The sequence below is a fragment of the Streptomyces pathocidini genome, assembly GCF_001418495.1.
Taxonomy (GTDB): Bacteria; Actinomycetota; Actinomycetes; order Streptomycetales; family Streptomycetaceae; genus Streptomyces; species Streptomyces pathocidini.
The window spans coordinates 1-11,647 of record NZ_LIQY01000002.1; the positions used below are offsets into that span (position 1 = coordinate 1).

The following is an 11,647-nucleotide window of genomic DNA, read 5'->3' on the forward strand; positions in this document are numbered from 1 at the left end:
CGCCGATCCTCCCCGGCCGCCTGGCCGCCCCGGCGCACAGCGAGGGCGGCAAACGGCCACGACGGACAGATGCCCGCGGGAAGCGGCCGTCACGGGAGCGCACGGACGCACACGGGGGAGCGCATGCCGCGGCCCCGCATCGGGAAAGTCCTCGGCCCGTGAACCGATCGGCGCCGACGGAGCAACTCAGGGCAGGTCCGAGGCTTCAGGAACGGTGGGGAACCTCAAGGCCGGTAGCGCAACGGATGGTCCGCCGGGACCTCGACCACCGCGATCCGCACCCCGTCCGGATCGGCGATCCACATCTCGATGAGCCCCCACGGCTCCTGGACCGGCGGCCGGAGGATCTCCACCCCGTGCGCCACCAGCTCCTCATGGGCCGCCGCCACGTCCGCGACCTGGAGCCACAGCTGGAGCCCGGGCGCGGGTGGCCGCTCGGAGCGGCCCGACACCTCCAGGAAGCCCCCGCCGAGGAAGTACACCGTCCCCCGCTCCGGCCCCGTGCCGAACTCGCGGTGGACCGCGAGCCCCAGTGCCTCCCCGTAGAAGGCCCGGGACCGCTCGGGGTCCGTGGGCCGCAGCAGAGTCCGCCCGCTCAGTACGTGCACCATGCCAGCACCCTAGTCACCGCCCGGCCCGGCCACGTACCGCCCGGCTCGGTGGGCCCGGACGGCCCGGTACGTGGTGATCCTCGCGGCAAGCCCTTTCGGCGGGCTTGCTAGCCTCGGAGACCCGCCGTGACGAGAGGACCCGAGCCGCATGGACACCGCCCTGCCGCGCCCCGCCCAGCCGACGTTCCGCGAGGCGACCGAGGCCGACGTCGCGGCGGTCGTGGCGCTCGTCGAGTCGGCCTACCGGGGCGACGACAGCCGCGCGGGGTGGACCACCGAGGCGGATCTGCTCGACGGGCAGCGGACCGACCCCGAAGGGGTCGCGGCCGTGGTCAAGAGCCCCGACAGCCGGATGGTCGTGGTCGAGCAGGACGGCGAGCTCGTCGCCTGTTGCCAGCTCGAACACCGGGGCACGCACGCGTACTTCGGGATGTTCGCCGTACGGCCCCGGCTCCAGGGCGCCGGCCTCGGCAAGGTGATCATCGCCGAGGCCGAGCGGGTCGTACGCGAGGAATGGGGGGCGCGAGAGATGCACATGACCGTGATCTCCGCCCGCGAGGACCTCATCGCCTGGTACGAGCGGCGCGGCTACCGCCGTTCCGGCGAGCTGAGCCCCTTCCCGTACGGCGACGAGCGGTTCGGCGTCCCGCGCCGCGACGACCTCCAGTTCGAGCTGTTGGTCAAGAAACTCGTCTGACCCCGGGCCCGGCGGCCGGAGCCGAGGCGCAGCCGCCTGCCCTGAGGGCCGGCGGGCAGGCTCCACAGGACTCGGCCGGGCCCTGTGGCCCGTCGGCTACGCCCGCCAAGCTGTCGGCTACACCGTGAAGCCGTCGACTACGCAGTGAAGCGGCTCGTCCGCTTGATCTCCGGGAAGTCTGTGGTCGCCCCGTCCAGGCCCAGTGCGCGAACCAGCCGCACGTGGTCGGGGGTGTTGACCACCCACCCGACGACCTTCAGCCCGGCCTTGTGGGCCCGCTCCACGGTCTCCAGGGTCAGCCGCCGGATGTTCAGCACGACCGCCCCGGCCCCCAAGGCCACCGCGCGGTCCACGACGTCCGTGCCGTAGCGGCTCGCCACCAGGGCGGTCCGTACACCCGGCACCAGCTTGGAGACCTCCGCGAGCGCCTCGTCGTGGAAGGAGATCACCTCGACCCGGTCCACCAGGGCGCGGCGGTGCATGACCTCGGCGAGCGCCTGCGCGGCCGCCACGTCCTTGATCTCCGCCTGGAGCGGCGCCTTCACCGCGGCCAGGACCTCCTCGAATACCGGGATGCGCTCGCCCTCGCCCGCGTCCAGCTCGCGCAGTTCGGCCAGAGTGCGGTCGGCGATCGGGCCCGAGCCGTCGGTGGTCCGGTCCACGTCCGCGTCGTGCATCACCACGAGCGCCCCGTCCTTGCTCAGGTGCAGGTCGAGCTCGATGACGTCCAGGCCCTCGCGGTCGGCGCGCACGAAGGAGCGGAGCGTGTTCTCCGGCTCGACACCCATGACTCCGCGGTGTCCGATGGTGAGAAAGGTCAAAACTGTCTCCATTCGGGGGCGTTCGGGCAGTGCCGCAGCCTAATGGCTGGTTCGGGTCCCCTGTCCATGCCGCGCCAGAAGACTCACGACAGGAAAAACTGCGGCTAAACCCGGTGTGGAGTGGAAGAATTTTCGGCAACACCGCTTGTGTCGCAGATACTCCTATGAATACGGTGTCTTAACGCGAGGTTCTCCCGTGGAAGGTGAGTGATGACGGAAATTCTTGTGCAGGATCTCGGGGATGGTGCGGCTCCGACCTCGGAGCGCGTGATCGACCACCCGGCATGGCCCGTGCTCAAGGATGCCGTGGAGGAGATCCGGCCCTGGCAGTCCGGGGACGGCTCGATCGACTTCGCCGCCGAGGGCGCCCCCGCCCGCGCCACTGTCGAACTGGCCCTGGACCGCGCCATATCGGCCATCGAGCAGCTGTCCCCGCTGCTGCCGCACGACGCGGACTACCACCGCGCCCTCGTCGCCGACCTGCGCCGCTGGGCGGACGGCGGCTTCGGCGTACCCGACTTCCTCGACTCCCTGCTGGCGTTCCGGCCCGCGAGTGAGCGCGCCGACGGCCGCCAGCACCTGGTCGTCTTCGCGATGTACACCCAGAACGGCAACCCCGACCGCAACCTCGAGGCCGTCGTGCTCCGCATGGTCTGGCCGGACTGGCTGGCCGAGTTGGAGCGCACCCGCTTCGACAACCCGCTCTTCCTTGGCATCACCTTCGAGGACTTCACCGCCGGCTACGACACCAACTCCGCCGTGCTCTTCCCCGAGACCATCGCCGTCCGAGAGGCCCCCGAGCGCTTCAGCTGGGGCGGCATCTTCTGCGACCGCGAGGCCGCCAGGTTCCGCCGGGTCACCGCGGCTGCCGTCGACATCCTGCGGCTCGAACTCCCGCAGGACATCCGGGAGATGGTCGCCGACCAGGATCGCTGCCAGCAGGCGTTCGTGCTGTGGGACATGGTCCACGACCGCACGCACAGCCACGGCGACCTGCCGTTCGACCCGTTCATGATCAAGCAGCGCCAGCCGTTCTGGATGTACGGCCTGGAGGAGCTGCGCTGCGATCTCACGGCCTTCCGGGAAGCGGTGAAACTGGAGGCCGAGGGCGTCGCCCAGGCCCGCGACGTGCAGTACGCGGTGATCTTCGACCGGATGTTCCGCTTCCCGGTCACCGGCGACCGGGTGCGCAACTACGACGGCCTCGGCGGCCAGCTGCTCTTTGCTTACCTGCACCGGCACGAGGTCGTGCGGTGGACGGACAACACCCTGCACATCGACTGGGAGCGCGCCCCGCAGGTCACCAACCAGCTCTGCGCCGAGATCGAGCGGCTGTACCGGGACGGGATCGACCGGCCGAAACTCGTCCACTGGTTCGCCGCCTACGACCTGGTCGCGACCTACCTCTCCCCGCACCCCGGCTCCACCTGGGCCAAGGGCCCCGAGGCGCTGGACCTGACCCAGCCGCCGCGCAAGCTCGTGGACGAGGTGCTGCCGGACGAGTTTCCGCTCAGCATGTTCTACGAGGCACTCGCCAAGAAGCTCAAGGGTGTCATCGCCTCGACCAGGGGCATCACCGCCCACGGCCCGGAGCAGGGCTCCGTGGGCTCCGTCGGGGTCGCCGCGTGAGCCGGAGCCCTGAGGTGGCGCATCCGAGGCCGAGGCCGGGACAGGTGGCGGACGCGGTGGTGGAGCGGCAGAGCGAGGTGGCGGTGGACGAGCAGTCCGGAGAGGTGGCGGCGCGGATGGCAGGCAACGGCAAAGGGAACCTCGAAGGGGCGGTCGTAGCGGTGGCCGGTGCGGCCGGCCCCGCGGGCCGGGCCGCCCTGCTGCGCTTGGCCGAGGCGGGGGCCGTCGTCGTGGCCTCCGACGCGGACCCGGCGCGGCTGGCCGAGGCGGTGGACGAGGCGCGCTACGCGCACGGCGGCGCCACCGTCACCGGCGAGACCGTCGACCTGCTCGACCTCGACGCGACCCGCCAGTGGGCCGACCGTACCGAGAAGGAGTTCGGCCGTGTCGACGGGCTGATCCATCTCGTGGGCGGCTGGCGCGGCAGCAAGACGTTCGCGGACGTCCCGCTGGCCGACTGGGACCTCCTGCACGACCTGCTGATCAGGACCGTGCAGCACACCTCCCTCGCCTTCCACGACGCCCTCCAGCGCGGAGGCCGCGGCCGCTACGTGCTGATCAGCGCCGCCGGGGCCAGCAAGCCCACAGCGGGGAACGCCGCCTACGCCGCCGCCAAGGCCGCGGCAGAGGCCTGGACCCTGGCGCTGGCCGACGCCTTCCGCAAGGAGGGGGGCGAGGACGGCCCCCATGCGGCGGCTGCGATCCTGGTGGTGAAAGCGCTGGTGCACGACGCGATGCGCGCCGAGCGCCCCCACGCGAAGTTCGCGGGCTTCACGGACGTCAAGGACCTGGCCGAGGCCATCACCGGCGTCTGGGACCGGCCCGCCGAGGAAGTGAACGGACACCGCCTGTGGCTGACCCCGCAACCGTGACCTCTGACGCCGACGCGACCGAAGGGATGGCGACCACCGACGCCGAGCGCCGCCACGACCCAGGGCTGCGCGGCTTCGCCAGCGACAACTACGCGGGCGTGCACCCCGAGATCCTCGCCGCCATAGCCCTGGCCAACGGCGGCCATCAGGTCTCGTACGGCGAGGACGTGTACACCGCACACCTTCAGGAGGTGTTCCGGGCCCACTTCGGGCCGCGGGCCGAGGTCTTCCCGGTCTTCAACGGCACCGGCGCGAACGTCGTCGCGCTGCAGGCCCTGACCGAGCGCTGGGGCGCGGTGATCTGCGCCGGCAGCGCGCACATCCACGTCGACGAGTGCGGGGCGCCCGAGCGCGTCGGCGGCCTGAAGCTGCTGACCGTGGAGGCCGAGCACGGCAAGCTCACCCCCGAGCTGATCGACCGCGAGGCGTACGGGTGGGACGACGAGCACCGCGCGCAGCCGCAGGTCGTCTCGATCACCCAGTCCACCGAACTCGGCACCTGCTACACGCCCGAGGAGATCCGGGCGATCTGCGACCACGCCCACGAGCACGGCATGAAGGTGCACCTGGACGGCTCGCGGATCGCCAACGCGGCGGCCACGCTGGGCGTTCCGCTGCGCGCCTTCACCACGGACGCGGGCGTGGACGCGCTCTCCTTCGGCGGCACCAAGAACGGCCTGCTGTTCGGCGAGTGCGTGGTCGTGCTCAACCCGGACGCGGTGCGGGCCATGAAGCACCTGCGGAAGCTGTCGATGCAGCTGGCCTCCAAGATGCGCTTCATCTCGGTGCAGTTCGAGGCCCTGCTCGCGGGCGGCCTGTGGCTGCGCAGCGCCTCGCATGCCAACGCGATGGCCCGGCGCCTGGCCGAGGGGGTACGGGCGGTGGACGGTGTCGAGATCGCCCATCCCGTCGAGGCCAACGTGGTGTTCGCCCGGCTTTCGCACGATGTCGCGGAGCGCCTGCAGAAGCGTTTCCGCTTCTACTTCTGGGACGAGCCGGCCGGCCTCGTCCGCTGGATGTGCTCCTACGACACCACAGAGCAGGACGTCGACTCCTTCACGACGGCCCTGACCGAGGAAATGGGCAAGCGCTAGCCGCCCACCGCGCCCGTACTAGGGACGCCCCCGACGCCCGTACAGGAATGCCCCCGGCCGCGCATCATGTGCCGCGGTCGGGGGCGTCCCGAAAGCCTTGACCGGCCGTCGGCCGGGTGGAGTTGTGGCGGTGGCCGCCCGAGGGCCGGCGAGCCCGGCTCAGTCGCGGGCGCTCGCCGGGGCCGGGGCCGTGCCGCCCAGGTGGGCCGGGATCCACCAGGTGTCCTCGGGGGACTTGGGGCGTACGGGGTAGGAGCGCTGGCAGGCCTCCAGCAGTTCCTGGACGCGGGTGCGGACCCGGTCGGTGACGGACAGTGCGGTCTCCGCGGGGTCCGCGTCGATCGGCTCGCCGACCCGCACCGTGATCGGGATGTGGTTGCGGCCCAGGTTGCGCGGGCGGCCCTTGGTCCACAGGCGCTGGGTGCCCCACAGCGCCATCGGCAGCAGCGGAACCCCCGCCTCCTGGGCCATCCTCGCCGCACCCGACTTGAAGTTCTTCAGTGTGAAGGAGGGCGAGATGGTCGCCTCGGGGAAGACCCCGACGATCTCGCCCGAGCGCAGCGCGGACAGCGCGTGCGCGTACGCGTGCTCGCCCTGCCTGCGGTCCACCGGAATGTGCTTCATCGCGCGCATCAGCGGTCCGGAGACGCGGTGCCGGAACACCGACTCCTTGGCCATGAACCGCACCAGCCGCTTGGCGGGCAGGGCGGTCAACCCGCAGAAGACGAAGTCCAGATAGCCGACGTGGTTGCTCACCAGCACCGCTCCACCGTGCCGCGGAATGTGCTCCGTGCCCTTGATGTCAAAGCGCAGGTCGAGTGCCTTGAACATCGTGCGTGCGGCGCCGATGACCGGCGGATAGACGAGCTCTGCCATGCGGGGACCCTTCTACGCGGCCTGGGGAGGGCTCTCCCGGTGAAGTTACGCGGCCGTAGGTTTTACGGTTTCGGCCGATCGTGCCTGATCGACCGGGACTAGGCCAGTCCAGGCGGCCCGCGGAGGGGGAGACTCTCATCACGTCCGCACGCCGCGCCTCGGGACAGCCGCGAGGCGGACGCCATCGCGGCGTTCGGGGAGGCGGTATGAGGGTGGATCAGCCCGGCTGCCGGGCCGAGGTGACGGTTCTCCCATATCCCGGACGGTACTTGACGTCGCGCTTTACCTCTCGTCACGCTGACGGCATGTGGTCCGGCTTCCTTCTCCACGGGCGGGTGCACGTCCTCTACGGGCGGGTGTACATCGATCTCGTCCGGCATGCCGGCGCGCGCTGTCCGAGCCTCTGAGCAACGACGCCCCCGGCCCGGCACTCTCCACAGAAGGACAACTCCATGACGGCCACGCACGATCGCGGCACCCAGCCCCGACCGGTCACCGAGAACCCCGCCGCCACCGACCTCTTCCGATCGGCCTTCCGCCGCCACGCCGCCGGCGTCGCCGTGATCACCGCCCACGGCGTCCGCCCCGCCGGATTGACCGCCACCTCCCTCGCCTCCGTCGCCGCGGAGCCGCCGCTGCTCTCGTTCGGCATCGGGACGGGCTCCTCCAGCTGGCCCGTGTTCGCCGATGCCGAGCACGTCGGCGTACACATCCTCGACGAGCGGCAGCGGGAGCTTGCCGCCACCTTCGCCCGCAGCGGCGCCGACCGCTTCGCGCCGCCCACCCGCTGGCGCCGGGGCCCGTACGGGGTGCCGGTGCTGGAGGGTGTACAGGCCTGGCTGGTCTGCCGGGTGGCGGCCCGCATACCGGCCGGCGACCACCGGCTCGTCCTGGCCGAAGTCCTCACCGGTGGCGCCGGTGGGGTCCTCGCCGGCGACGCCGAGGGCTGGGACGCGGACGGCTCCGGCCGCCCGCTCCTCTACCACCAGGGCCGCTTCACCGCGTTGCGCGACTGAGCCGCCGGGCCGGGCGGCGGCCGGCCCGGCCGAATGCGCGGCCGTTGGCAACGTCACAGTTCACCGGCCTTGCACACGGGGAAAACCAGGGCTGTACTGACGAGTAATATTCGGGTCGGTTCGCGGGCGGCCCAAGCCGCGTTCCGCCCCGAAAGGCGCCTATGCTGCCACCACGAAGGCAGCTCGGAAATGACGATGCAGTAGGAGAGCCGGTCGTGAGCTTGAGGATCGTTGTCTGTGTGAAGTACGTGCCCGACGCCACCGGCGACCGGCACTTCGCCGAGGACCTGACCACCGACCGCGACGCGGTCGACGGCCTGCTGTCCGAGCTCGACGAGTACGCCGTCGAGCAGGCCCTCCAGATCGCCGATGACGCCGACGACGCGGAGATCACCGTGCTCACCGTCGGCCCGGAGGACGCCAAGGACGCGCTGCGCAAGGCACTTTCGATGGGCGCCGACAAGGCCGTCCACGTCGAGGACGACGACCTGCACGGCACCGACGCGCTCGGCACCTCCCTCGTACTCACCAAGGCCATCGAGCACATCGGCTACGACCTGGTCGTCTGCGGTATGGCCTCCACCGACGGCACGATGGGCGTCCTCCCCGCGATCCTCGCCGAGCGCCTCGGCGTACCGCAGGTGACGCTGCTGTCCGAGGTCTCCGTCGAGGACGGCGTCGTCAAGGGCCGCCGCGACGGCGACGCCGCAACCGAGCAGCTGGAAGCCTCCCTCCCGGCCGTCGTGTCCGTCACCGACCTGTCGGGCGAGGCCCGTTACCCCTCCTTCAAGGGGATCATGGCCGCCAAGAAGAAGCCCGTGGAGTCCCTGGACCTCTCCGACCTCGGTCTGGAGGCCGAGCAGGTCGGCCTCGAGGGCGCCTGGACCACGGTGGACGAGGCCGTGCAGCGCCCCGCCCGCACCGCCGGCACGATCGTCAAGGACGAGGGCGAGGGTGGCAAGCAGCTTGCGGCCTTCCTCGCGGAGCGAAAGTTCGTTTGACGCAGCCTCGCGGGCCGGAAGTTCATCCAAGGCCTGAGCCTCTGAGACCCGAGCTTCGCCAACCACCGACCGCCCCCAGACACTTCGCATCCGCAGGAGAGCAATCCCATGGCTGAAGTCCTCGTCTACGTCGATCACGTGGACGGTGCCGTCCGCAAGCCGACCCTCGAACTGCTGACCCTCGCCCGCCGCATCGGCGAGCCCGTCGCCGTCCACCTCGGCGCCGGCGCCGAGGCGGCAGCCGCGACGCTCGCCGAGTACGGCGCGGTGAAGGTCCTGGCCGCCGACGCCCCGGAGTTCGCCGACTACCTCGTCGCGCCCAAGGTCGACGCGCTCCAGGCCGCGTACGACGCCGTGTCCCCGGCCGCCGTACTCCTGCCGTCCTCGCCCGAGGGCAAGGAGATCGCTGCCCGCCTCGCGGTCCGCGTCGGCTCCGGCATCATCACCGACGCCGTCGACGTCGAGGCCGGCGACGAGGGCCCGGTGGCCACCCAGTCGGTGTTCGCCGCCGCCTTCACCACCAAGTCCCGCGTCACCAAGGGCGCCCCGGTCATCACCGTCAAGCCCAACTCGGCCGCGCCCGAGGCCGCCCCGGCCGCCGGCACCGTCGAGCAGCTGGCCGTGACCATCGGCGAGAAGTCCACCGGTACCAAGGTCGTCTCCCGCACCCCGCGCGAGTCCACCGGCCGCCCCGAGCTGACCGAGGCCGCGATCGTGGTTTCCGGCGGCCGAGGCCTGGGCGGCGGCGAGAACTTCTCGATCGTCGAGGAACTGGCCGACTCGCTCGGCGCCGCCGTCGGAGCCTCCCGCGCCGCCGTGGACGCGGGCTGGTACCCGCACACCCACCAGGTCGGCCAGACCGGCAAGTCCGTCTCGCCGCAGCTCTACATCGCGGCCGGTATCTCCGGTGCCATCCAGCACCGCGCCGGCATGCAGACCTCGAAGACCATCGTGGCCGTCAACAAGGACGCCGAGGCCCCGATCTTCGACCTCGTCGACTACGGCGTCGTCGGTGACCTCTTCCAGGTCGTGCCGCAGCTGACCGAGGAGGTCAAGTCCCGCAAGGGCTGAGCCGCCACGCGCCATCCGGGCCCCCGTACGCCGTGCGTACGGGGGCCCGGTGCGTGGACAGTGGAAGCGGCTCTACGGGCACCGAGGGTGTTGACCTCGGTGGTGGGCGCGGATAGCGTCGTTCAACAGATTGTTGATTTCATTGGGGCGAGCCTGGAGGTAGTCGGATGGGGCAGCACGAGACGGTGGCCACCAGCCTCGCGGGCGCGGTGCGCGAGGAGATCGGGACCGCGCTCGCCGGCGTGGACGCGGAACTCGCCCGCCGCTTCCCCGGCGACTCCGGCACCCGCCAGCCCGTGCACACCGTCTACGTCCCCGGTGACGCCTTCGCCCCCGACACCGCCCGCTCCTGGGGCGACCAGGCACTGGACGCACTCGACCGGCACGCCCCCGACGCCGCCACCCTGGCCGGCGTCCTGGAGCTGGCCGACGACCTCGCGGAACCGGTCTACGAGCGGGTGCGCGCCAAGCTCGCACACGAACCGATCGAGGACCTCCGCATCGACTTCGAGGACGGCTACGGGCAGCGCCCCGACGCCGAGGAGGACGAAACGGCCGCGCGCGCCGCGAGGTTGGTGGCCCGGGCGTGCGCCGAGGGGAGCGCGCCGCCGTACATCGGCATCCGCATGAAATGCATGGAGGCCGCCGTACGCGACCGGGGCATCCGCACGCTCGACATCTTCCTCACCGGACTGGCCGAGGCGGGTGGCCTGCCCGAAGGACTCGTCCTCACCCTCCCCAAGGTCACCTACGCCGAGCAGGTCACCGCGATGGCGCGGCTCTGCGAGGAGTTCGAGAAGGCCCGCGGGCTGGAATCGGGGCGGATCGGGTTCGAGATCCAGATCGAGACCACCCAGTCCATCCTCGGCCCCGACGGCCGGGCCACCGTCGCCCGGATGATCGACGCCGCCGAGGGGCGCGCCACCGGGCTGCACTACGGCACGTTCGACTACAGCGCCTCCTGCGGCGTCAGCGCTGCGTACCAGTCCATGGACCACCCCGCCGCCGACCACGCCAAGGCCGTCATGCAGGTCGCTGCCGCGGGCACCGGCGTACGGCTCTCCGACGGCTCCACCAACGTCCTTCCCGTCGGCCCCACTTCACGGGTCCACGACGCCTGGCGGCTGCACCACCGGCTCGTACGCCGGTCGTTGGCCCGCGCCTACTACCAGGGCTGGGACATGCACCCCGGCCACCTGCCCACCCGCTACGCCGCCGTCTACGCCTTCTACCGCGAAGGCCTGGAGCAGGCCGCGGCCCGACTCGCCGCGTACGTCAACCGCGCGGGCGGCGACGTCATGGACGAGCCCGCCACGGCGAAGGCGCTGAGCGGCTACCTGCTGCGCGGGCTCGACTGCGGGGCGGTCGACGTCGCCGAGGTGGCACGCCTCACCGGGCTGACCCGGCTCGAACTGGACCGGCTGGCGGGTCGGCCCACCAAGCACTGAGCCCGGAGCCCCCAGCACCTCGGAGCGCCCCCTAGGCTGTGGTCCGCGGATTCGGCCGCGTAGGAGTGGCCTTGTGAGAGCGGCCTTGTGAGGCCGCGGCGAGGAGTGGGGCGGCGTGTCATCGGGGGAGAACGGGTACCAGGGCGCGGCCGACGGTAACGGTGGCGCGGGGCGGCTGCTCGCCGGGCGCTAGGGCGTGGCCGCGGCGGTTGTGTTGGTCGCGGGCGGGGTGACGGCCGCGGTGGTGATGAACGGTAGAGGGCCGGGCAAGAAGGCCGACGACATCGCCGTCGCGGTGAGGGCGGGGTCGACTCCGGCGGCTCGGCCAGCGGCAGCGGCGGCAACCCGCCCCCGGCCCCGGTGTGCCACGGCGTCGGCGGCGGCAAGTACAACTGTGAGGTGTGGCGCACCGCCAAGTCCTATGACGGGGCGGGCAACGAGGCCGGCATGAGGGCGGCCGTCGGCGACTACAGCGCGTCCGCTGGGGGCGGGAGTTCGCCTGAGCCTCGGG

Annotated in this window: 11 protein-coding genes; 8 read left to right on the forward strand and 3 right to left on the reverse strand. The window is 71.7% G+C overall.

Annotated elements, in window-relative coordinates:
• Positions 1–224: 224 nt before the first annotated feature.
• Positions 225–611 carry a VOC family protein gene (locus AOK16_RS00215; protein ID WP_055470138.1) on the reverse strand — a complete coding sequence of 129 codons (387 nt, stop codon included), beginning with the start codon at positions 609–611 and terminating at the stop codon, positions 225–227.
• A 148-nt stretch (positions 612–759) separates the two neighbouring features.
• Between AOK16_RS00215 and AOK16_RS00220 the strand changes: the two genes are divergently transcribed.
• Complete coding sequence (locus AOK16_RS00220; RefSeq protein ID WP_055470139.1) at positions 760–1,308, forward strand: GNAT family N-acetyltransferase; 549 nt, start codon at positions 760–762, stop codon at positions 1,306–1,308.
• A 137-nt stretch (positions 1,309–1,445) separates the two neighbouring features.
• On the opposite strand, the gene AOK16_RS00225 is transcribed toward AOK16_RS00220, so the two are convergent.
• On the reverse strand, positions 1,446–2,129 hold the full coding sequence (locus tag AOK16_RS00225) for a glycerophosphodiester phosphodiesterase (protein WP_055470140.1): 684 nt from the start codon (positions 2,127–2,129) through the stop codon (positions 1,446–1,448).
• Between the two features lie 210 nt (positions 2,130–2,339).
• On the opposite strand from AOK16_RS00225, the gene AOK16_RS00230 reads away from it, so the two are divergent.
• The 3 genes from AOK16_RS00230 (at position 2,340) to AOK16_RS00240 (ending at position 5,724) form a co-directional block, all read left to right on the forward strand.
• Positions 2,340–3,758: a DUF6421 family protein gene (locus AOK16_RS00230; protein WP_055470141.1), complete on the forward strand. Its 1,419-nt coding sequence runs from the start codon at positions 2,340–2,342 to the stop codon at positions 3,756–3,758.
• A gap of 116 nt (positions 3,759–3,874) precedes the next feature.
• Entirely contained in the window at positions 3,875–4,630 is a 756-nt protein-coding gene (locus AOK16_RS00235; protein WP_055470148.1) for an SDR family NAD(P)-dependent oxidoreductase, read from the forward strand.
• Positions 4,631–4,656: 26 nt separating this feature from the next.
• Entirely contained in the window at positions 4,657–5,724 is a 1,068-nt protein-coding gene (locus AOK16_RS00240; protein ID WP_055470149.1) for a threonine aldolase family protein, read from the forward strand.
• A gap of 159 nt (positions 5,725–5,883) precedes the next feature.
• Here the strand turns inward: AOK16_RS00240 and AOK16_RS00245 are convergent, their stop codons facing one another.
• Positions 5,884–6,600, reverse strand: coding sequence for a lysophospholipid acyltransferase family protein (locus AOK16_RS00245; RefSeq protein WP_055470142.1), 717 nt, complete (start codon positions 6,598–6,600; stop codon positions 5,884–5,886).
• Positions 6,601–7,052: 452 nt separating this feature from the next.
• Between AOK16_RS00245 and AOK16_RS00255 the strand changes: the two genes are divergently transcribed.
• The 4 genes from AOK16_RS00255 (at position 7,053) to AOK16_RS00270 (ending at position 11,136) form a co-directional block, all read left to right on the forward strand.
• Positions 7,053–7,616: a flavin reductase family protein gene (locus AOK16_RS00255; protein ID WP_055470144.1), complete on the forward strand. Its 564-nt coding sequence runs from the start codon at positions 7,053–7,055 to the stop codon at positions 7,614–7,616.
• Between the two features lie 215 nt (positions 7,617–7,831).
• Positions 7,832–8,617 carry an electron transfer flavoprotein subunit beta/FixA family protein gene (locus AOK16_RS00260; RefSeq protein ID WP_055470145.1) on the forward strand — a complete coding sequence of 262 codons (786 nt, stop codon included), beginning with the start codon at positions 7,832–7,834 and terminating at the stop codon, positions 8,615–8,617.
• Between the two features lie 108 nt (positions 8,618–8,725).
• Complete coding sequence (locus AOK16_RS00265) at positions 8,726–9,688, forward strand: electron transfer flavoprotein subunit alpha/FixB family protein (protein WP_055470146.1); 963 nt, start codon at positions 8,726–8,728, stop codon at positions 9,686–9,688.
• Between the two features lie 167 nt (positions 9,689–9,855).
• Positions 9,856–11,136, forward strand: coding sequence for a DUF6986 family protein (locus AOK16_RS00270; protein ID WP_055470147.1), 1,281 nt, complete (start codon positions 9,856–9,858; stop codon positions 11,134–11,136).
• Positions 11,137–11,647 lie beyond the last annotated feature (511 nt).